Below are 19,500 nucleotides of genomic sequence, written 5' to 3'. Positions count from 1 at the left end.
CTGCTGGTCGCTATTCCTCGTCCGAGGAAAAGTCGTAATCCATCGACTGGCTGGGGCCTTGCAGATACTGGCCCTGGATATAGCCGACGCCAGCCTGCCAGAGTGTTGCCAGTACGGTCGCGCTGTCGACGAAGGGCACTATGGTTTGTCGGGCCTGCTCATGCAGGCCGGCCAGCAGTTGCTTGAGTATTTCCTGGTTTTCCTGGCGGCTCAGGTCCTGTGTATAGGAGCCATCGATCTTGATGAAATTGGCACTGAGGTGCTTGAGCGTATTGAGCGGGTTGAGGGTGCAACCGAACTGATTGAGTGCGCTTCGGCAGCCCAGCCCGGCCAGTCCCTGGGTCAGCACCTTGGCCTGTTTCAGGTAAGCGACGGCATCGCTCTCGGCAATCTGGAAAACCAGTGACTCCGGGGGCAGACGGGATGCCTTGAGCGCGGCGGCCAGCCATGGCAGCAAGGCGGGGTCGTTCAGGCTGGCACTCGTCAGGTTCACGAACAGCCGCGTGCTGTGGCCCTTGCTGCGATGTTCGGCGAGCAGTTTGATCGAATTGAGCAGCACCCAGCGGTCAATCCTGCAGGCCAGCCCGGCTTGCTTGGCGGCATCGAGGAAAGCGCCGGGCGGCACCTCGGTGCCTTGTGGATCGAGCAGGCGCAGCAGCACTTCGTAGTATTCGTGGGTATCGCCGCGCAGGCTGATGATCGGCTGGAACAGCAGGCGGAAGCTGTTCTTCTCCAGCGCCTGCTGCAGCATGGCGAGGATATCGCCGCGGTTGGCCGCGGCTGCCAGTTCGACTGCCGGATCGTAAATGCGCAGTGCATTGCCGTTGGTCAGCTCTTCAGCGCAGCGGTGAGCGCGGTCGATCACGTTGCGAGCCTTGGCGGTCTGTTCGTCGAGTGGCGCGATACCGATGCTCAGGGTCGTTTGCACGGTGCGACCGGCGACCTCGAACAGATGCCCTTCGACCTTGTGCAGCAGGGCTTTGAACAGGGGTTCGCACTGCTGCGGAGTCATGTCGTTGAGCAGTGCGGCGAAGACATCGTCGCCGAAACGGGCAAGCTGGACCGTTTTCGGGACCTGTTCGCTCAGCAGTCGGGCCAACTCAGCCAGTAGACGGTCGGCGTCGCCAAGGCCGATGTCGGTCTGCAGGCTGGCGAAATGATCGACTCGAATGTAGGCCAGGCACGCGCCCTGTCCGGCGTTTACCGCGCGCTCGACGGCACTGTCGAGCAGCTCCAGGAAATGATTGCGGTTGTGCAGGCCGGTGGTCGGGTCTTGGTTGCTGATTTCGCGCAGCTTCTTCAGTTCGGCGTTATCGCTTTCCGCCCGAATGACCACCTGAATGCAGGGCTCACCGTCATAAGTGGCCGGAGAGAAATTCATGTGCGCCTTGAAACCGCTGCCGTCGGCGCGGATGCCGCTGCACGCCAGTTCGGAACTGTTCGGATTGCTCTGGAAACTCTTCAGAAAGGTTTTGAAGATGACCTGATCGCAGCTGGCGATCAGGTCGATCATTGGCATGCCTTCCAGTTCCTCGACATCCTCGTAGGCGAACAGCTCCAGATAGGCGCGGTTGGCGTAGATGTGCATGCCGTCATGCACGTAGGCGATGGCGTCCACCGAGCTTTCCAGCAGCAGCTGGCAGCGCTTTTCGGCTTCGCGCAGCGCCAGTTCGGCCGAGCGGCGTGCCCGGCGCTCTTCCAGATTCGCCAACTCCCGACCCGCCACCAGAATCAGCCATTCGTCCTCGTACTGCGGCAGTGCAGCCTGGGCGCCAAGCATGAGCGCTTCGGTAATCGCCTCGACGTCATTGCCATCAATCAGCTGGATGACGGGGATGTCCTTGCCCTGCTTGCGGACCGTGCCGGTGGCCTCGCCCGGATCGAGGTTGTCGCTGGACGGAGCGTTGATCAGCAGGTCCCAGGTCTGCTGGAGCGCTTCTGCCAGATCCTCGCTGGACGTGAGCCGATGCACGCGTGTCGCCTGGCCGGCATTGCGGAAAAGACTGACCAGCCGCTCGGCTTCATTTTGCGAGTCTTCGAGGATCAGCAGGCGGACGGTTTTCTTTTGCGGGGACATGGCAGCTGCTTTGGAACGCGCCATAGCGGGGCGTTGGGGCTAAAAAACAGTGAGCCGCAATCTACAGCGACTTCCAGAGTGAGTCAAAATCTTCACCCCCCGATATTCCCTGGGCTCCCCGCATTGTGACAGGGGTCTCCTGAGGGGCGGCGGCAAGACCGACCAGCTGATATTCGAACTGATTGTAGCTGCTGGAACCGGCTTGGCGACGGCGCAACAGTGCGCGGTGTTCGTCGCCGTTCTGGTTGATCAGCACTTTCTGTCCTTCCTGGAACGGCATGCGCGGTGCGAGGAGAGTCGCGGGCCGGGAAATCACGCTGATCTCCGGCAGCAACAGGGCGCGCAGGTACTCGCTGCCGTGGTCGGTCTTGCGCAGCAAGCGCAGGCCGCAGGGCTGCGCCTGGGGGGCGATAAGCTCAACGCCCATCTGTGTGCCGCTGCCACGCACCTGCCGCACCCAGCGCACAACGGCTACGCTCCAGCTTTCCTCGGCGTTATTGCGCAGACCGAGCAATTCGCCGGCCTGCAGTTGCGCGGGGGTCTCCCCCGCCCATGACAGGCAGTAACCACCGGGGCTGTGGTTGACCATTTGCACGGTATGGGTCGGGAAGGCGCTCTCGACCATCGACCCTGACGCTTCTTCCTGCGTGGGTTTGGCGGGGCGGACGAACTCGATGCTGTCGCTGGACAGCAGGCCTGCGTCATTGACCGGCTGTGCATCGAAGGCCACCGCCCACACGTCGGGGGCTGCGTTGTTCAGTTTGAAGGTTGCCGAGCGGGCGGCCTCCGGCCTTTGCAGCAGGTCGCCGAAGGGCCGCTGGCCAGCGAGATGGTAATGCAGGGCGCTCATGCCGATGCACAGTTGCAGGCTGCCCTGCGCGGAAATGCGCTGGAAGCTGCGTTCCGACGCATCGCCCCAGGCCGAGCTGAGGTGATGCAGAAGGTCGGGGCTCAGGCCCTGGGGAATCTCCAGTTCGATCCCGCTGGGGCCGGGTATGCCCTGCAAGTGCGCCTGTATCGCATCCACCAGCGCCTGCGGGTCGATGCCCAATTGCTGAGGCAGTTCCTCGGTCCTGAGCATCGAGCGATAACGCGGGGGGCCGTCGACGCGGGGCGACAGCACCAGCAGGCTGGAGGCATGCTGTGCAGCTTGCAGGCGAACCAGATCGCTCCAGGGTTCGAGCGCCTGCGCCAGTTGGGCGATGCTCTGCTGGCGCAGCTGGTTGCAGCGTGCGCTGCCGAGCATCAGGGCGACGATGTAGCTGCGTTCGGCGCTCAGGCCGACTGACCGGTAAGCGATGTCGTCGCGCACCAGCGTGCGCTGCACGTTGTGCTCGACGGCGATGGCGTAGAGCTGATGCAGCTCCAGCCACAGACCTTCAGGTGGCGGGCTGTAGAGCTGTGTGGCGCGCGCCAGTATGGCGCACAGACTGTGGATCGCTCGCTGCAGGGCAATGGTGAGCAACTGCAGGTGTTCGCGTCCGGCCTGCGGTGCCAGCTCCACGGTAATCAGCTTGTAACCGATCGCGAGGTGGTTCAGCAGCGCCTGGCACAGGCTGGCGATCTTGCGGGGTCGCTCGCCGAGCACGATTGGCTGATTGAGCAGATAACGCTCCAGCTGGCGGCAGGCGAAATGGATTTCCGGACGCATCAGCTCCAGCAACTGCAAGCGACTCTGGGGCGGGGTGCGTAGCTGGTTGAGTTCCCGCATGGCCTGATACAGCAGCCGTGCGTTTTCACCGAGGTTGGCTTTGGGCAGGCCGGCCAGCCAGTGCCTGAGGCCGGACACGCTGGGTTCGCAGAAGGACAACCCCTGGCAATCCGGCGTCGGTACACGCAATAGCAGTGGCTGACTGGGGTTTTCCAAACGACGAACTCCGCGGTATGTCTTCAGCGCTCAGTCAGGTTGTTCTGGCTGAGCTTGCATGCGTTAGCTCACTCTTTGATATCAAAGTGCAATCATAATTCCGCAATCATAGCGAAGATGAGGGTGTTGGCCAGCCTGAATCGATCACTGACACGCGCCTTCAGGGCGCCTGATCGATTTCCACGGCAACGCTAGGCGCCACCGGTTTGCCCTGGCCCAGGCTTTCGCCCATGCAGACCGGGCTGAGGGCGGCCAGTTCTTCGGCCCAGCGCACCTGATCCGGCCCAAACAGCAGGATCACAGTCGAGCCGAGCTTGAAGCGGCCCATCTCGGCGCCTTTTTCCAGGTGAATGGGTGCGCGCGCCGCTTCGTCGTAGCGCGTGGTCTTGAGGCTGCGCTTGGGAGGTGTGACCAGACCGGCCCAGACGGTCTCGATGCTGGCGACGATCATGGCGCCGACCAGTACCATGGCCATCGGCCCACGCTCGGTATCGAACAGGCAGACCACGCGCTCGTTGCGGGCGAACAGCTCCGGTACGCCTTCGGCGGTCACGGTATTCACCGAGAAGATGCGCCCCGGTACGTAGATCATCTCACGCAGGGTGCCGGCCAGCGGCATGTGAACGCGGTGGTAGTCCTTGGGTGACAGGTACACGGTGGCGAAATCCCCTCCCATGAAGGGAGCGGCCCGTTCGTGATCGCCGCCGAGCAGCTCCATCACACTGTAGCTGTGGCCCTTGGCCTGGAAAATACGGCCCTGATCGATTTTGCCGAGCTGGCTGATGGCGCCGTCGCAGGGGTTGAGGATCGCCCCGGGCGTCGGGTCGAGCGGGCGGGCGCCCTCTTTCAAGGCGCGGGTAAAAAAGGCGTTGAAGTGCTCGTAGGCAGTCGGCGCTTCGAGCTGTGCCTCGTGCATCTCCACCTTGAAATGGCGGATGAACCACTTGATGAAGGTGTTCTTCACCCAGGGCAGGCGGCATTCGGCGAGGCAGCCGGCCAGGCGCGAGATCAGGTGGTGGGGCAGCAGGTACTGACTGAATACGAACAAGCGATCTTTCATGGATGACCTTTTCATAGCTGGATCGGGGTGTCGGGCAGGTTGCCCCACTCGCCCCAGGAACCGGCATATCCCTTGACGCGCGGGTAGCCCAGGGCCTTGGCCAGCAGGTAGGTGAAGCCGGAGCGGTGATGCGTCTGGCAGTGGGTGATCACTTCCTTGTCAGGGCTGATGCCCAGCGCCTGCAGTTGCTCGGCAATATCTTCGCGTATGCGCAGGGCGCGCGCCGGGTCCATGGCGGCGGTCCATTCGAAATTGATGGCGCCGGGAATGTGGCCAGCGCGGGCCGTCAGGGCCTTTTCACCACGGTATTCCTGAGGCGAGCGGGCGTCCCAGATAACCAGGTCTTCGGCGCCGAGGCGGCTTTCGATGTAGTCGCGGGTCGCGATGGGTGCACTGTCAAGGCTGAGACTTGCGTTTGCCTTGATGGCTGCAGGCACGTCCAGGGACAGGCTGCGCTGCTCGGCCAGCCAGGCGTGCAGGCCGCCGTTGAGGTAGTGATAACGATGATGGCCGATGACATCCAACAGCCAGATAAAACGTCCGGCCCAGCCGCCGCCCTCGTCGTCGTACACCACATAAACGGCATCCGGGCGGTGTCCCAATGCGCCGAACAGATCTTCCAGGTGGGCTTTTTCCGGCAACAGTCCAGGCGCTGGCGGCTGACCGCGCTGGGTCGACCTGGGATCGACGAAGCGGGCACCGGGCAGGTGGCCTTCGGCATAGCGGGATGGGCTGGTCAGATCGACGAGGATCAGCTCGGGAGCCTCCAGGCGTTCGACCAGCTCGGCAGGTTCTATGACCAGAGGTAGTGAGGCGAAGGCGGGCACGGCAAGTCTCGGTTCAAACTCGGAAAGGGGAGTTTAGCGAAAAGCTCAGCGCCCGCGCTTGCTGAACGTCACCAGAGCGCGCTCGATGCATTGCACGGTTTTACCGAATGCCTGCAGGGCTGTGTCGCTGATTTCGCTGCCGTCCTGATCGGCGATCACCAGCATGCTGACACGACCGTCGTGGCCAATCGAGCGTAGTAGCAGATGCTTGCTGTGAAAAAGTGCCTTCAGGTTACCCGGGATCAGGGCTGAAAACTGCGCCACGTTATCGGGCTTCAGGCGTAGCAGGGCCGGTTTTTCAAGTAGCCTGCGCAATACCTGACTTTGCTCGGGGTCCAGGATCAGGCGCGCTGCCGCGGGCGAAAGTCCACTGGCCTGCTGGGCGATCAGACGATGCTGTTTGCGATCAAACAGCATCATCAATACCCGCTGCATCCCGGCACAGGACAGGGCCTTGCAAGCGGTTGCGGTGAGTTGCAGGACATTCTCGTAAGGGCAGTGTTCGCTGAGCAGTTCCCGGCAGTGTTCACGCCATGCGGCCAGCGCTTCGGCACTGGGCAGCCTGGCCGCCTTCGTCACCTGGAAGCGGCTTCCAGTGGGCCAGAGCAGCCCCTGTGCGGGATGCCAGAGCGTCGTGGGGCCGATCAGCCTGGCGCTGACGACAGCTTGCTGGTGCACCATCTGTTGCAGTTCATTTAGCGGCACCTGCAGGTAGAGTCCGGTGAAGCGCAGCCAGCGCAGGCAGTGCGCGTCGCTCCAGCTGTGGTGCGCCGACAGGGCCAGGCCGTTGGCCAGCAGAATGGTGTTGCTCGGCAATGTCAGCCAGCGGCGCAGCGCCGGGTCGGCATCAAGCATCTGCTGCTGGTGCAGGGGATGTTCATTGTCGCGAGCAATGCGCAGTGCCCTGATCAGCATGCGGCGGTTGCCGTTGAGCATCCGGTAGCCCTGGGCGATCCAGTCAGGCAGTCCCCAGTGGCTGGCCAGTGCGGCACAGAGTTGCGGCAGCGACACGCCCAGCACCTCCTGCTCGACCCGAGCTACCGGATCGCGTCCGACCAGCACCCGCTGCTCCCAGACGTCGAGCAGGTGCGGATGGGCCGTGACCAGTGTCCAGACCGGCGAGAGGAACAGCAGGCTGCTCCAGTGAATTTCCTGCCAGAGGCGAGCCAGGCGAGCGGCGAAGAGCCCGCTGGCCTGCTGGCTGGCGTGGCGGCTGATCAGGATGATTTGCCGCAGCGCGGGGGAGATATCCTGGGCATCCAACGGTGGGATAAGTGTAAAGAGGGCTTCGGCGCGCTTCAGGCCGATACGGCTGAGCGCCACTTCCAGGCTTTCTGCAGGGCTGGCGGCGTGGCGGTTGGCGTCGCGAATCACCGAGAGCGCCATGACCGGGCTTTCTTGAATCAGTTCGGCAATCTGGCGCATGGACAAGCTGCTGTCGTGCAACGCGTTGAGAACACCGGCATGCACATCGGCGAAGGCGGGCAGCACGACAGCATCCAGTTCCTTGATCCAGGCCGGAAGCGTGTGCGGAAGAGGGATTGTTGTCATTTTGCTACCGAACTGGCTTTTCGTCGTGATGGCCTTTAGTCTGGCGCAAAATTTCCGATAACCCGAATAATTCTTTTCATGCTCCCGCCAAGTGCACAAGTTCGAGTGCGCTAAAGCCGTGTGGTTTGTGTTCGGGTGTCCCTGTGTCAAGGCTTTAGACGTATCCCCTTATGGTAAAAATTCTCGGCATCATCGTGGTGTTCGCCAGCGTAATCGGTGGCTTCGTATTATCGGGCGGCAAGGTTGGCGCGCTTATTCATCCTTTTGAAATACTGATTATTGGCGGCGCGGCCTTTGGCGGCTTTCTCCAGGCCAACCCTGGCAGCACCACCAAAATCGTATTCAAGAAGTCGCTGCAGATGTTTGGCTCCCGGTTCAGCCAGAAATACTATCTGGAAGTGCTGAGCCTGCTTTACGAGGTGCTCAACAAGAGCCGGCGCGAGGGCATGATGGCCATCGAGGCGGATATCGAAGAGCCTGCTGCCAGCCCGATTTTCAGCAAGTACCCGGCCATTCTCAAGGACACGAGGATGACCGAGTTCGTCTGCGATTACCTGCGCATCATGTCGTCCGGCAACATGGCACCGCACGAGCTGGAAGGTCTGTTCGACATGGAACTGGCCAGCCTCAAGGAAGAACTCGAGCATCCCTCCCACGCCGTGGCTCGGGTCGCCGACGGTCTGCCAGCGATGGGTATCGTCGCCGCCGTATTGGGAATCGTGATCACCATGTCGATTCTTGCCGAGGCCGACAACGCCATGATCGGCATGAAGGTGGGGGCCGCCCTGGTCGGTACCTTCCTCGGGATTCTCGCCTCCTACGGTTTCTTCGGCCCGCTGGCGGCGGCGCTCGATCACGATGCCAAGGAAGAGCTGAATCTGTACGACGCCATCAAGGCCACGCTGGTTGCCTCGGCTTCCGGCATGCCGCCCACCCTGGCGGTGGAGTTTGGACGCAAGGTGCTGTTGCCCGCCCATCGGCCGAGCTTCATCGAGCTCGAACAAGCCATGCGCGGTAGCTGACGCGCGATGGACAATAACCAACCGATCATCATCAAGCGGGTCAAGAAGACCGCCGGTGGCCATCATGGGGGCGCCTGGAAGATTGCCTTCGCCGACTTTGCCATGGCGATGATGGCGTTCTTTCTGGTGATGTGGCTGATGTCATCGGCCACGCCTGAGCAGAAGCGCGCAATCTCCGGTTATTTCCAGGACCCCATAGGTTTCACCGAAAGCGCCAGCCCGCATGTCATCGACCTGGGCGGTACGCCTACACCTTCACCGGCTCGGACGCTCAACAGTGAGCTTGATCCGGCGATGGATCAAGGCACTCCGCTCGATGCCGATCAGCTGGAAGGCCTTTCCGAAGAGCTGGAGCGTGAGCGCCTGGAGATCGTGCTGCAGGAACTGCAGAACAAGATCGAGGAAAACCCCGATCTGACCCGCTTCAAGGACCAGATTCTTTTCGAAATTACCCAGGACGGCCTGCGCATTCAGATCGTGGATGCGGAGAATCGCCCCATGTTTGCCCTCGGCAGCGCTCAGCTGCAGCCATACTTCGAAGACATCCTGCTGGCCATGGCCGATACCATCCGCGCCATTCCGAACAAGATCAGCATCAGCGGCCATACCGATGCCAAGCCCTACGTGGGCAATCGCGAGTTCGGCAATTGGGAGTTGTCGAGCGGTCGCGCCAATGCCGCCCGACGCACCCTGATCGCGGGCGGCTACCCGGAAAACCAGATTGCCCGCGTGGTGGGTTATGCATCCTCGGCGCTGTACGACCGTGACAACCCGCTCAATCCGATCAACCGACGCATCGACATGCTGGTCCTGACCAAGAAGGCGCAGCGCAATATCGAAGGGGAACAGTCCGAGCAGACTGCGGCCGCTCAGGAAGGCGCGGAGGGCGCGGAGGGCGCGAGCGAGGGCCAGACGCCTGCCGAGCCGCTGCAGCCTGACCAGCTGCGCGAGCGGCTGAATATCTTCGAGGAAGGCGTGCTGAACTTCGATGAGTAGCTCGCGCCGCGCTTTATCGATCCGCTGAGCGGATTGAAAAGCAGCTCAAGCCTCAAGCTGCAAGCAAAGGTTGCCTGTTCATTCCGCCAGCCCGCTGAGAATGTAGCGGTAGCTGGCCATACGCTGTGGGCGTATGCGGCCTTCTTCGAGGGCCTTGAGCAGGGCGCAGCCGGGCTCGCGGTCGTGCTTGCAATCGCGGAAGCGGCAATGCCCCAGCAGGTCTTGGAATTCAATGAAGCCCGCTTCGACGTCGGCGCGGCTGACGTGGCCCAGGCCGAACTCGCGGATACCGGGTGAGTCGATCAGTTCGCCCCCGCCAGGGAAGTGGAACAGCCGTGCGGTAGTGGTGGTGTGGGTGCCTTTTCCGGTCAGCTCCGAGAGCGGTCCGACACGGGTATCGACTCCAGGCAGCAGGCTGTTCACCAGCGACGATTTGCCCACCCCGGATTGCCCGACGAATACGCTCACGTGGCCGTCGAGGCGTGCCTTGAGAGCGTCCATGCCGGCGCCCTCATGGGCCGAGACCTCCATCAGCGGATAGCCCAGGGTGCGATACACCGAAAGCAGCGCTTCGAGAGCCGGCTCATTCTGTGCATCGATCAGGTCCGCCTTGTTCAGCAGCAGCAAGGGTGTGATGCCGGCGTGTTCGGCGGCGATCAGGTAACGGTCGATAAGATTGGCGTGTGGCTCCGGCAGCGGAGCAAAGACGATCACGATCATGTCGACATTGGCTGCGACCGGCTTGAGCTGGCCGCGGGTGTCCGGGCGGCACAGTTCGGAATGGCGCGGGAGCTGCGCGACAATAACGCCAATGCCCTGATTGCCGGGGCGCCAGACGACCTGATCGCCCGTCACCAGCGCCGGCAGATTGGCCCGCAGATGGCAGCGAAAAACCTGGCCGGACTGCTCGCCCTCCTGCGCCTCAACCTCTACCTGTACGCCGAAGTGAGCAATGACCAGACCGGTCTGCTCCGGCCCCAGGTCGCCGCCCTCAAGCTCTTCGACCACGCGCGATTCGCGACGCGCTGCGCGCGTGGCGCGCTCTTCCTGGATTTTCTCGATGCGCCAGTTCTGTCGGCGGTTGAGTTGGCGTTTGGCCATTTGTGTGGGTATCCAGGCTGGAAAGCAAAGGATTCTAGCACGCGAGAATTCAGCACCGCGGGCCTGTATACAGCTCTTTGCAGGCATTAGACTCGGCGGCTTTACGTGCCGGTACGAATGCCCATGCCTGCCTTCTCATTCGCGAGGTTTCCCGCAGTGCTGGCTTTGGTGAGTCAGTTTGCAGCACTGCTGGCCACCTGGCTGCTGCTGTTGCTCGTGGCCCGACTGGCGGGGTTGTCGGTCAGTCTGCTGGTTGCGGCCGGTCTGCAGGGCTTGCTGGCTGCGCTGATCGGGAAGCTGCTCGGGTTGCCACGCTGGTGGTTGCCGATCAATCTTGGTTTCGTGCCCGGGCTGGTGCTGTTGCAGGATCATTCGCTACCGCCCTGGCTGCTGCTGTCCGGTTTCGTCGCTTTGCTGCTGCTGAACTGGAATGCGTTGTTCGAGCGCGTCCCGCTTTACCTCACCGGCCAAGCTGCCGAACAGCTCCTGATGCGGCAGCTGGCGCGCCTGCCCGACGGGTTTCGTTTCATTGATCTGGGCAGTGGACTTGGCGGTACGCTGCTGCGGCTGGCCAAGGCTTATCCGCATGGGCATTTCGTCGGGGTCGAAACCGCACCGCTGGCGTTTGTGCTGTGCCGTTTGCGCTGTTTGCTGCAGCCCAATTGTCGTGTGTATTTGCGCAGCTTCTGGCGCGAGCCGCTGGGGCAATACGATGTGGTCTACTGCTTTCTCTCCCCGGCGCCGATGCCGACTCTGTGGAGCAAGGCCTGCGCCGAGATGCGGGAGGATGCGCTGTTGATCAGCAACAGTTTTGAGGTGCCGGGCGTCGAGGCCGAGGAAGTGTTGCCGCTCGATGACTGGCGTCGTTCGCGCCTGTTGATCTGGCGCCCCGGCAGCCGTGCCCATTCCGATGCGAGCGGCTGAGGGCCTGTTAGACTGCACGTCACCTTCAAGGAGCCCACCATGCACAACCCGCAGAACCTGATCTGGATCGACCTGGAAATGACCGGGCTGGACCCCGATCATGACGTGATCATCGAGATGGCCACCATCGTCACCGACAGCCAGCTCAATGTCCTGGCCGAGGGGCCGGTCATCGCCATTCATCAGAGCGATGAAATACTCGCCGGCATGGATGAATGGAACACCCGCCAGCATGGCGGCTCGGGGCTGACCCAGCGTGTGCGCGAGAGCCGGATCAGCACCGAAGAAGCCGAAGCGCAGACGCTGGCGTTTCTCGAGCAGTGGGTACCCAAGGGCAAGTCGCCGATCTGTGGCAACAGCATCTGCCAGGACCGACGCTTCCTCTATCGTCGTATGCCGACGCTGGAAGCCTATTTCCATTACCGCAACCTGGATGTCTCGACCCTCAAGGAGCTGGCCGCCCGCTGGGCGCCCGACGTGCTCGCGAGCTTCAAGAAGGGCGGCACGCATCTGGCGCTGGATGATATTCGCGAGTCGATCGCGGAATTGCGGCACTACCGCGAGCACTTCATCAAGGGTTGAAGCCAACTCGGATGGACTCGGGCCGAATGGACTCGGGCCGAATGAATTCGGCCCTGCAGGGCCTATTTCCCCAGCCTTCTCAGCTCGTCAGACTCGATCACCCGTGTGCCCTTGTCGTCCTCCAGCGCGAGACGCCAGAGGGCGCGGGCCAGGGTGCAGGCCGAGATACCCCGGTATTTTCCCGGTAGCAGATAGGACAGTGGGGCGGTCAGGCGCTCAACCGGCCTTACTTCCATGCGTGGGCCGAGCAGCTGTGACGGGCGGGCGATGGTCAACTGGGGCCAGTTCTGGGCGCGCAGGGCGTTTTCCATCTCGCCCTTTACCCGGCAGTAGAAGATGGAGCTGTCCGAACTGGCGCCCAGGGAGCTGATGACCAGCAGGTGGCGGACGCCCAGCTCGCGGGCGCGGCGGGCAAAATTCACCACCAGATCATGATCGACAGCGCGGAATGCTTCCTGGCTTCCGGCCTCCTTGAGCGTGCTGCCCAGGCAGCAGAACGCGGTATCGAAGGTGCCGCTCAGCTGCGGCAGCAGCTCCTGCAACGGGCCGACGGGGTTGTGCAGGTGCGGGTGTTCGGCCAGTGGCTTGCGGCTGGGGGCCACGACGCTTTCCACGGTGGGTTCATTGAGCAGGCGATCAAGCAGGTGCTCGCCGGTGAGTCCGGTGGCGCCGGCAAGCAGAATGCGCTGGGGCGTCAGATGCATGGTTTGGCTTCCTGTGCGGTCGTTCGATTGGAGCGAGCACGGGTCCACCGTGACCGGCCCACTCCCGCTCCGATAGTGTTCCGGGCCGCCGCTGTTCGGCAAGCCCTGGATGCCCCGGCGTGAAGTCCTGCACAGTATCTATGGGTGCCCAGGCTTCTCAGAGGATGCAGAGCGCCAGCGTTTCGGCAATGTAGGCGGGTTTGTCCACTCCTTCGATCTCCATCACGACACGAGCCTTGAGCAGCCACTGGCCGGGATTTTTCTCGTGGGCGTCGAGCAGTGTCACGGCCAGACGCACCCGAGAGCCCACCCGCACCGGCTGGATGAAGCGCAGGCTGTCGAGTCCGTAGTTGACGCCCATCCGGGTGCCTTCGGGGATGACCAGCAGATCGTCCATCAACATGGGGATCAGAGACAGTGACAGGAAACCGTGGGCAATGGTGCCGCCGAAGGGTGTTTGCGCGGCCCGCTGGGGGTCGACATGAATGAACTGATGATCGCCCGTGCAGTCGGCAAACTGGTCGACCCGTGGCTGGTCGATGTCGAGCCATGGCGAGTGGCCGAGATCTCTGCCGATGTGGTTTTTGAGTTCTGCTATGGGTACCTGGGGCATGTGACCTCCGGCATTCCTGTTCTGGCTGGTCAGCTAGATCAGCACGCAGAGGAAGTCGAATCAACCAGGCATGCCTGCGCGAATGTCGGGTCATAGGTGGGCGCGGTGTGATAGTCGAAGCCTCGTCGTGGCGCGCCGCTTATACTCGTGTTTCATGTTTCGGAGGTTCTCATGCTGCTACGCGGGCTGACCTGGCTGGTGCTGTTTCAATTGCTTGGCACCGCACTCAATGTCCTGTTCATACCGATGCTGCCGGGGCCAATCATCGGCTTGCTGCTACTGTTCGTGGCATTGCTGTTGCGCGGCAGGGCGAGTGAATCGCTGCAGGTCGCAGCCAGTAGTCTGCTGCGCTATCTGCCGCTGTTGCTGGTGCCTCCGGCGGTTGGCGTGATGGCCTACACCCAGGCGATCCTCGATGATTTCTGGGCCATTGTCGGTGTGCTGGTGCTGTCACTGGTGGTGTCTCTGGTGTTTACCGGCTGGCTGATGCAGTTGCTGATCCGCCGCCAGCAACGCAAGAGGACGCGGGCATGATTACCTTGCAATGGCAGGCGGCCTGGGAGGCGGTAATCCATCATCCGCTGTTCGGTGTGGCCATCACCCTGGCAGCCTTTCAGCTGGCCTTCGCCGCCTATGAAAAGACCCGCTGGGTCTTTCTGCAGCCGGTGCTGGTGTCGATGCTGCTGGTCATCGGCATCCTGCTGGCCTGTGGCATCGGTTATGAGGAATACCGGTTCAGCGCGCAGATGCTTACCGTTCTGCTGGGGCCGACCACGGTCGCACTGGCGGTGCCGCTGTACCTCAATCTGCGGCGGATACGTGAACTGTTCGGGCCGATCATGCTTACGCTGCTGGTGGCGGGTGTTGTTGCAACGGCGCTGGGTATGGCCCTGGCCTGGGCCTTCGGCGCCGAGCGAATGATTCTGATGACGCTGGCGCCCAAGTCGGTGACGTCGCCGATTGCCATGCTGGTGGCTGAGCAGATCGGAGGGGTGGTGGCGCTGGCGGCGGTGTTCGTGATGATCACCGGCATCATCGGGGCGATATTCGGTCCGGAACTGCTGCGGCGGTGCGGTGTTCAGCATCCTGCGGCGCGTGGTATGGCGCTGGGGCTGACGGCGCACGCCGTGGGTACCGCCCAGGCGCTGCAGGAAGGCGACGAGTGCGGCGCTTTTGCGGCGCTGGCGATGAGTCTGATGGGGGTAATGACGGCGGTGCTGTTGCCGCTGGCCGTAACCCTGTGGTTGTAGTGCCTGTGAAGGAGTTCTGATGAAGTTGCCGCTGTTTCCACTTGATACCGTGCTGTTTCCTGGGTGCATGCTCGATCTGCAGATCTTCGAGGCACGCTATCTGGACATGGTCAGTCGCTGTCTGAAGGCGGGGCACGGTTTTGGTGTGGTGCGTCTCATCGAGGGCAGTGAGGTCGGCGCAGCGGCCAAGACTTTTGCGCAGACCGGCTGCGAAGCGCTGATCCGTGACTGGCAGCAGCGCCCCAATGGGCTGTTGGGGATTCGCGTCGAAGGCGGTCGCCGCTTCGATGTGAGCGCGAGTGAAGTGCAGCCTGACCAGCTCACCCTGGCCGAAATCGATTGGCGCAGCGAGCCTGATGAGTTGCCACTGGCCGCACAGCATGCCGAGCTGGCGACCTTGCGTGAAGCGCTCGGTCAGCATCCGATGGTCGAGGCCCTGGGGATGGGTGGGGCGGCTCAGGGACAGCGTTCGCTGGCTCATCAGCTGGGTTATCTGCTGCCGTTCCAGCCGGAGCAGAAGCTTGCGTTGCTGCGTCTGGATGACCCGCTGCATCAGCTGGAGTGCATTCAGCTATGGCTCGAACAGCTGCAAGGTGAAGGCGGCCCGTGATCGATCAGTAGCGATAGAGCTGCATGCCCGCCGGCAAGGTCCATAGCGTGAGAATTCCGATCAGCCCCAGAGTGGCCGGCAATATCAGCCACCAGACCCTGGGTGACAGGGTGTTCATCGGCGTCCGCCACTGGACGATGCTCAGGCTGGCCGCACAGACCGTAGCCGCCAGCAGCGCGCCGGCAATCACGTCGGTTGGCCAGTGCACGCCGAGATAGACCCGCGACAGCGCGATGGCGGTGGCGGGCAGGGCGGCCAGCAGTACCCAGGTCAGGCGCAATCGCGGTGGCTGGTCACGTCCGGCGAGTACGCCGAGGGTGAGAAAGAAGGCAAAGGCTGCCGAACTGTGCCCGCTGGGAAAACTGAAGGAGTCGAGAGGTTCGAGCAGTATTTCCGGGCGCATCCGGGCGAAGCCCGCTTTCAGTGCGCCATTGGCCAGTGCCGTGCCGAGCAGGGTGAGAAAGGCGAAGGCTGCCGCTCGCCACTGTCTGGTGAGAATCAGTAGCAGGCACAGCAGTACGGCAGCCCAGAGCTGAGTGTGATAGTCCCCGGTGCGCGTTACCAGCACCATGAAACGGTCGAAGATCGGGCTGCGTTCGCCCTGAATTACCGTCATCAGGCCTTCATCGAATTCCGCCAGATGCGACCAGCCGAAGAACAGGCCGAGCAGGATCAGCGCGGCGAAAACCGCCGCCAGCGGAGTGACCCAGCGCAACTGGCGCAGGCTGTAATGCGTCACGCCGCCGACCAGCAGCAACAAGGCTGCGAGGACAATACCCGCTTCGCCCCAGAAGCCCTCCGGTAGCGGCAGGCGCACGGCAGCGCCGGCAGTCCAGCCCGGCAGCAGATAGGCCATCGACCAGCCGGCAGTTGCCGCCACGCTGACCAGCAGAAAACGACCGAAAGGCATGTCGAGCATGCCTGCAGTGAGCGGCAACATGGGTCGCAAAGGTCCGATGAAGCGACCCACGAGCAGGCTGGCAACGCCGTAGCGGGCGACATACAGTTCGGCACGGACAAGCCATTCGGGATGGTTGCGCAACCCGCGCAGTCTGCGGATGTTCTGGTGATAGCGGCGCCCCAGCGCGTAGGACAGCAAGTCGCCGAGCAGTCCGCCGACGAAACCCAGCAGCAGCGTCTCGCCAAGACTCAGGATGCCACTGCCAGCGAGCGCAGCCAGGGCGAACAGCAATACGGTGCCGGGAATCAGCAGGCCGACCACTGCCAGGCACTCCAGGCAGGCCGCGAGAAACAGGATCAGGCCCAGCCACTGCGGGGAGTCGGCCAGCCAGCGGGCAAGGGGGGCGAGCCATTCGGGCATGAGGGTTTTCCTTGGATCGGGAGGGTTTCGACCCACGGGTAAGTGGACTGGTTTCAGACGGGCGGGATGATAGCGCCAGTGCGCGGCAGGGCACGAGTCCACAGTCTGCGGCTACCGTGCGGCGCCGTTCGAGTGCTTCGCTGTGCGCAGGCGCCCCGGGATGGCTATAATCTGCCGCTTTCCCTTGATTCAGGCCAGCCAGACAATGACCGAGTCCGTACTCGATTACATGACCCGCCTTGGTCGCGCCGCGCGCGAGGCGTCACGCGTGCTTGTGCGCGCTTCCACCGCGCAGAAGAACAGGGCGTTGCATGCGGCAGCCGCTGCACTGAATGCGGCACGCGATGAGTTGATCAGCGCCAACCGGCAGGATCTCGACGCCGGGCGCGCCAACGGCCTCGACGAAGCCATGCTCGATCGCCTGGCGCTGACCCCGGCGCGCATCGACGACATGATCGAAGGCCTGCGCCAGGTCGCCACCCTGCCGGACCCCATCGGCGAAATCCGTGACATGCGCTACCTGCCGTCGGGTATCCAGGTTGGCCGGATGCGCGTGCCCCTGGGGGTGGTCGGGATCATCTACGAATCACGGCCCAACGTGACCATCGACGCCGCCAGCCTGTGCCTCAAGTCGGGTAACGCCACCATCCTGCGCGGCGGCTCCGAGGCGATCCACTCGAACCAGGCGATTGCCCGCTGCATCCAGCTGGGGCTGGCCGAGGCCGGGCTGCCGGCAGCCGCAGTGCAGGTGGTGGAAACCACCGACCGTGCTGCCGTCGGTGCGCTGATCACCATGCCCGAGTTTGTCGATGTCATCGTTCCGCGGGGCGGCAAGGGCCTGATCGAGCGCATCAGCCGTGACGCCAAGGTGCCGGTGATCAAACACCTGGATGGCATCTGTCATGTCTTCATCGATGCGGCGGCGGACCTGGACAAGGCCATCCGCGTGGCCGACAACGCCAAGACCCAGCGCTACGCGCCGTGCAACGCCATGGAAACCCTGCTGGTGCACGCAGCCATCGCGCCTCGGGTGCTGCCGCCGCTGGCTGCCATCTACCGCGACAAGGGCGTGGAACTACGCGGCTGCCCGCGTACCCGCGAACTGCTCGGCGACGCCGTGCTGGTCGCCAGCGAAGAGGATTGGAGCACCGAGTACAACGCGCCGATCCTGTCGATTCGCGTGGTCGATTCGCTGGATGAGGCCATCGGGCACATCAACCGCTACGGCTCGCAACATACCGACGCCATCGTCACCGAGAACTTCAGCGATGCGCGGCGCTTCATCACCGAAGTGGATTCGGCCTCGGTGATGATCAACGCCTCGACACGCTTCGCCGATGGCTTCGAGTATGGCCTGGGGGCGGAGATCGGCATCTCCACCGACAAGCTGCATGCGCGCGGCCCGGTTGGCCTGGAAGGCCTGACCAGCGAGAAGTACCTGGTCTTTGGCGACGGTCACGTGCGTACTTGATGGATGCGACCCGCACACCACGGCGCATCGGCCTGCTCGGCGGTACCTTCGACCCCGTGCATATCGGCCATTTGCGCGGCGCGCTGGAGGTGGCCGAGTACCTTGGGCTGGACGAGGTTCGTCTGTTGCCCAACTTCCGTCCGCCGCACCGCGAAACGCCCAGCTGCTCGGCGCAGGATCGCCTAGCCATGGTGCGCCTGGCGGTTGAAGGGTTGCCCTTGCTGGTGGTCGATTCGCGCGAGCTGGAGCGCGACAAGCCGTCCTACACCATCGACACGCTGGAGTCCCTGCGTGCCGAACTGGCCGAGGATGACCAGCTGTTTCTGATCGTCGGCTGGGATGCCTTCTGCGGTTTGCCCAGCTGGCACCGCTGGAGCGAATTGCTCGACCATTGCCACATTCTCGTCATGCAGCGTCCGGATGCCGACAGTGAAGCGCCGGAAGCCCTGCGCGATCTGCAGGCGGCGCGCAGCGTCAACGATCCGCTGGCGCTGGCCGGCAGCGGCGGACAGATCGCTTTTGTCTGGCAGGCGCCTCTCGGGGTGTCGGCCACGCGAATCCGTCAATTTCTGGCCAGTGGTCGCTCGGTGCGTTTTCTGGTGCCCGACGCCGTACTGGCTTATATCAACGCGCACGGACTTTACCGGGCGTCGAACTGAGGTTGTTACAAGCTATGCAAAATGAATCTTTGGTCCAGCTGGTCGTAAGTGCCCTGGAAGACCTGAAAGGCACCGACATCACTCCCATCGATGTACGCGGCAAGACCAGCGTCACCGATTTCATGGTGATTGCCAGCGGTACCTCCAGCCGCCACGTGAAGTCCCTGGCGGACAACGTGCTGGAGAAGGTCAAGGAGCAAGGCGTACGCCCGCTCGGTAGCGAGGGGCTGGAAGGTGGCGAGTGGGCGCTGCTCGACCTGGGCGACGTGGTGGTGCATGTGATGCAGGTGCCGACGCGCCAGTTCTATGACCTCGAACGCCTCTGGCAGGGTGCGGAGCAGAGCCGCGCACAGCACGCGGGCGAACAGGAATAGTCCAGCCGTGCGGATCAAGCTGATCGCGGTAGGCTCGAAGATGCCACGCTGGGTCGAGGATGGCTGGCACGAATATGCCCGGCGCCTGCCGTCCGAACTGCCGCTGGAATTGCATGAAATATCCCTCAACACACGCGGCAAGAATGCCGACGTGACACGGTTGATTCGCCAGGAAGGCGAGGCCATGCTGGCCAGGGTTCAGCCGGGCGAGCGCATCGTCACCCTAGAAGTGACCGGGCGCCCCTGGAGCACGGAACAGCTGGCGGCTGAGCTGGAGCGCTGGCGGCTTGATGCACGCAACGTCAACCTGATGGTGGGCGGCCCGGAAGGGCTGGCGCCGGAGGTCTGTGCACGCAGTGAGCAGCGCTGGTCGTTGTCGCCGCTGACTCTGCCGCATCCGCTGGTGCGCATTCTCATCGGCGAGCAGATCTATCGTGCCTGGACGTTGCTGTCAGGGCACCCTTATCACAAGTGAAGTCAGTAAAAGCCCA

At 63.0% G+C, this 19,500-nt stretch carries 20 protein-coding genes; 11 read left to right on the top strand and 9 right to left on the bottom strand.

Annotated features, from left to right (window positions below):
* Positions 1 to 10: 10 nt before the first annotated feature.
* The 5 genes from NAV32_RS01700 to NAV32_RS01680 all read right to left on the bottom strand — a co-directional run bounded on the left by NAV32_RS01700 (position 11) and on the right by NAV32_RS01680 (position 7,382).
* Positions 11 to 2,077: a GGDEF/EAL domain-containing response regulator gene (locus NAV32_RS01700; RefSeq protein WP_256051055.1), complete on the bottom strand. Its 2,067-nt coding sequence runs from the start codon at positions 2,075 to 2,077 to the stop codon at positions 11 to 13.
* Between the two features lie 61 nt (positions 2,078 to 2,138).
* The gene (locus NAV32_RS01695; RefSeq protein ID WP_256051054.1) at positions 2,139 to 3,944 is read right to left on the bottom strand and encodes a molecular chaperone; all 1,806 of its coding nucleotides are present in this window, start codon (positions 3,942 to 3,944) and stop codon (positions 2,139 to 2,141) included.
* Positions 3,945 to 4,104: 160 nt separating this feature from the next.
* Entirely contained in the window at positions 4,105 to 5,004 is a 900-nt protein-coding gene (gene asd, locus NAV32_RS01690) for an archaetidylserine decarboxylase (protein ID WP_256051053.1), read from the bottom strand.
* A gap of 11 nt (positions 5,005 to 5,015) precedes the next feature.
* Positions 5,016 to 5,831: a rhodanese-like domain-containing protein gene (locus NAV32_RS01685; protein WP_256051052.1), complete on the bottom strand. Its 816-nt coding sequence runs from the start codon at positions 5,829 to 5,831 to the stop codon at positions 5,016 to 5,018.
* A gap of 45 nt (positions 5,832 to 5,876) precedes the next feature.
* Positions 5,877 to 7,382, bottom strand: coding sequence for an HDOD domain-containing protein (locus tag NAV32_RS01680; RefSeq protein WP_256051051.1), 1,506 nt, complete (start codon positions 7,380 to 7,382; stop codon positions 5,877 to 5,879).
* A 170-nt stretch (positions 7,383 to 7,552) separates the two neighbouring features.
* Between NAV32_RS01680 and motA the strand changes: the two genes are divergently transcribed.
* Together motA and motB are read left to right on the top strand one after the other, a co-directional pair.
* Positions 7,553 to 8,404, top strand: a complete 852-nt coding sequence (gene motA, locus NAV32_RS01675) for a flagellar motor stator protein MotA (protein ID WP_256051050.1) — start codon at positions 7,553 to 7,555, stop codon at positions 8,402 to 8,404.
* 6 nt (positions 8,405 to 8,410) lie between these two features.
* Positions 8,411 to 9,400, top strand: a complete 990-nt coding sequence (gene motB / locus NAV32_RS01670; protein WP_256051049.1) for a flagellar motor protein MotB — start codon at positions 8,411 to 8,413, stop codon at positions 9,398 to 9,400.
* A 78-nt stretch (positions 9,401 to 9,478) separates the two neighbouring features.
* On the opposite strand, the gene rsgA is transcribed toward motB, so the two are convergent.
* Positions 9,479 to 10,501: a small ribosomal subunit biogenesis GTPase RsgA gene (gene rsgA / locus NAV32_RS01665; RefSeq protein WP_256051048.1), complete on the bottom strand. Its 1,023-nt coding sequence runs from the start codon at positions 10,499 to 10,501 to the stop codon at positions 9,479 to 9,481.
* A 123-nt stretch (positions 10,502 to 10,624) separates the two neighbouring features.
* On the opposite strand from rsgA, the gene NAV32_RS01660 reads away from it, so the two are divergent.
* Together NAV32_RS01660 and orn are read left to right on the top strand one after the other, a co-directional pair.
* On the top strand, positions 10,625 to 11,425 hold the full coding sequence (locus NAV32_RS01660) for a class I SAM-dependent methyltransferase (protein ID WP_256051047.1): 801 nt from the start codon (positions 10,625 to 10,627) through the stop codon (positions 11,423 to 11,425).
* A 39-nt stretch (positions 11,426 to 11,464) separates the two neighbouring features.
* Positions 11,465 to 12,007 carry an oligoribonuclease gene (gene orn, locus NAV32_RS01655; protein ID WP_256051046.1) on the top strand — a complete coding sequence of 181 codons (543 nt, stop codon included), beginning with the start codon at positions 11,465 to 11,467 and terminating at the stop codon, positions 12,005 to 12,007.
* A gap of 62 nt (positions 12,008 to 12,069) precedes the next feature.
* Here orn and NAV32_RS01650 read toward each other — a convergent pair whose 3' ends face one another.
* Positions 12,070 to 12,711 carry an NAD(P)H-binding protein gene (locus NAV32_RS01650; RefSeq protein ID WP_256051045.1) on the bottom strand — a complete coding sequence of 214 codons (642 nt, stop codon included), beginning with the start codon at positions 12,709 to 12,711 and terminating at the stop codon, positions 12,070 to 12,072.
* Between the two features lie 157 nt (positions 12,712 to 12,868).
* Positions 12,869 to 13,324: a MaoC family dehydratase gene (locus tag NAV32_RS01645; RefSeq protein ID WP_256051044.1), complete on the bottom strand. Its 456-nt coding sequence runs from the start codon at positions 13,322 to 13,324 to the stop codon at positions 12,869 to 12,871.
* Between the two features lie 171 nt (positions 13,325 to 13,495).
* Between NAV32_RS01645 and NAV32_RS01640 the strand changes: the two genes are divergently transcribed.
* The 3 genes from NAV32_RS01640 to NAV32_RS01630 are packed head-to-tail and all read left to right on the top strand — an operon-like array spanning position 13,496 to position 15,184.
* The gene (locus tag NAV32_RS01640; RefSeq protein ID WP_256051043.1) at positions 13,496 to 13,858 is read left to right on the top strand and encodes a CidA/LrgA family protein; all 363 of its coding nucleotides are present in this window, start codon (positions 13,496 to 13,498) and stop codon (positions 13,856 to 13,858) included.
* Positions 13,855 to 14,574 (top strand): LrgB family protein, encoded by a 720-nt coding sequence (locus tag NAV32_RS01635; protein ID WP_272890077.1) that lies wholly within the window; start codon positions 13,855 to 13,857, stop codon positions 14,572 to 14,574. The genes NAV32_RS01640 and NAV32_RS01635 overlap by 4 nt, the downstream gene beginning before the upstream one ends.
* Positions 14,575 to 14,593: 19 nt before the next feature.
* The gene (locus NAV32_RS01630; RefSeq protein ID WP_256051042.1) at positions 14,594 to 15,184 is read left to right on the top strand and encodes an LON peptidase substrate-binding domain-containing protein; all 591 of its coding nucleotides are present in this window, start codon (positions 14,594 to 14,596) and stop codon (positions 15,182 to 15,184) included.
* Positions 15,185 to 15,188: 4 nt separating this feature from the next.
* Here the strand turns inward: NAV32_RS01630 and NAV32_RS01625 are convergent, their stop codons facing one another.
* The gene (locus NAV32_RS01625; protein WP_256051041.1) at positions 15,189 to 16,505 is read right to left on the bottom strand and encodes a bifunctional DedA family/phosphatase PAP2 family protein; all 1,317 of its coding nucleotides are present in this window, start codon (positions 16,503 to 16,505) and stop codon (positions 15,189 to 15,191) included.
* 205 nt (positions 16,506 to 16,710) lie between these two features.
* On the opposite strand from NAV32_RS01625, the gene NAV32_RS01620 reads away from it, so the two are divergent.
* The 4 genes from NAV32_RS01620 to rlmH are packed head-to-tail and all read left to right on the top strand — an operon-like array spanning position 16,711 to position 19,484.
* Positions 16,711 to 17,976, top strand: coding sequence for a glutamate-5-semialdehyde dehydrogenase (locus NAV32_RS01620; RefSeq protein ID WP_256051150.1), 1,266 nt, complete (start codon positions 16,711 to 16,713; stop codon positions 17,974 to 17,976).
* Entirely contained in the window at positions 17,976 to 18,635 is a 660-nt protein-coding gene (nadD, locus tag NAV32_RS01615) for a nicotinate-nucleotide adenylyltransferase (protein ID WP_256051040.1), read from the top strand. The genes NAV32_RS01620 and nadD overlap by 1 nt, the downstream gene beginning before the upstream one ends.
* 14 nt (positions 18,636 to 18,649) lie before the next feature.
* Positions 18,650 to 19,009: a ribosome silencing factor gene (gene rsfS / locus NAV32_RS01610; RefSeq protein WP_256051039.1), complete on the top strand. Its 360-nt coding sequence runs from the start codon at positions 18,650 to 18,652 to the stop codon at positions 19,007 to 19,009.
* Positions 19,010 to 19,016: 7 nt separating this feature from the next.
* Positions 19,017 to 19,484 (top strand): 23S rRNA (pseudouridine(1915)-N(3))-methyltransferase RlmH, encoded by a 468-nt coding sequence (gene rlmH / locus NAV32_RS01605; protein WP_256051038.1) that lies wholly within the window; start codon positions 19,017 to 19,019, stop codon positions 19,482 to 19,484.
* The last annotated feature ends 16 nt before the right edge of the window (positions 19,485 to 19,500 follow it).

Source organism: Stutzerimonas stutzeri (assembly GCF_024448695.1).
Lineage (GTDB): Bacteria > Pseudomonadota > Gammaproteobacteria > Pseudomonadales > Pseudomonadaceae > Stutzerimonas > Stutzerimonas stutzeri_T.
The sequence above is the reverse complement of the archived record's forward strand: the minus strand, read 5'-3'. Positions and strand labels throughout refer to the sequence as shown.

Coding starts and splice junctions, on each gene's coding strand:
- orn (WP_256051046.1), top strand. CDS start 11,465: ATGCACAACCCGCAGAACCTGATCTGGATCGACCTGGAAATGACCGGG.
- NAV32_RS01630 (WP_256051042.1), top strand. CDS start 14,594: ATGAAGTTGCCGCTGTTTCCACTTGATACCGTGCTGTTTCCTGGGTGC.
- nadD (WP_256051040.1), top strand. CDS start 17,976: ATGGATGCGACCCGCACACCACGGCGCATCGGCCTGCTCGGCGGTACC.
- NAV32_RS01660 (WP_256051047.1), top strand. CDS start 10,625: ATGCCTGCCTTCTCATTCGCGAGGTTTCCCGCAGTGCTGGCTTTGGTG.
- NAV32_RS01645 (WP_256051044.1), bottom strand. CDS start 13,324: ATGCCCCAGGTACCCATAGCAGAACTCAAAAACCACATCGGCAGAGAT.
- NAV32_RS01650 (WP_256051045.1), bottom strand. CDS start 12,711: ATGCATCTGACGCCCCAGCGCATTCTGCTTGCCGGCGCCACCGGACTC.
- motA (WP_256051050.1), top strand. CDS start 7,553: ATGGTAAAAATTCTCGGCATCATCGTGGTGTTCGCCAGCGTAATCGGT.
- NAV32_RS01635 (WP_272890077.1), top strand. CDS start 13,855: ATGATTACCTTGCAATGGCAGGCGGCCTGGGAGGCGGTAATCCATCAT.
- NAV32_RS01680 (WP_256051051.1), bottom strand. CDS start 7,382: ATGACAACAATCCCTCTTCCGCACACGCTTCCGGCCTGGATCAAGGAA.
- NAV32_RS01620 (WP_256051150.1), top strand. CDS start 16,711: ATGACCGAGTCCGTACTCGATTACATGACCCGCCTTGGTCGCGCCGCG.
- rsfS (WP_256051039.1), top strand. CDS start 18,650: ATGCAAAATGAATCTTTGGTCCAGCTGGTCGTAAGTGCCCTGGAAGAC.
- NAV32_RS01625 (WP_256051041.1), bottom strand. CDS start 16,505: ATGCCCGAATGGCTCGCCCCCCTTGCCCGCTGGCTGGCCGACTCCCCG.
- NAV32_RS01700 (WP_256051055.1), bottom strand. CDS start 2,077: ATGTCCCCGCAAAAGAAAACCGTCCGCCTGCTGATCCTCGAAGACTCG.
- asd (WP_256051053.1), bottom strand. CDS start 5,004: ATGAAAGATCGCTTGTTCGTATTCAGTCAGTACCTGCTGCCCCACCAC.
- rsgA (WP_256051048.1), bottom strand. CDS start 10,501: ATGGCCAAACGCCAACTCAACCGCCGACAGAACTGGCGCATCGAGAAA.
- motB (WP_256051049.1), top strand. CDS start 8,411: ATGGACAATAACCAACCGATCATCATCAAGCGGGTCAAGAAGACCGCC.
- NAV32_RS01640 (WP_256051043.1), top strand. CDS start 13,496: ATGCTGCTACGCGGGCTGACCTGGCTGGTGCTGTTTCAATTGCTTGGC.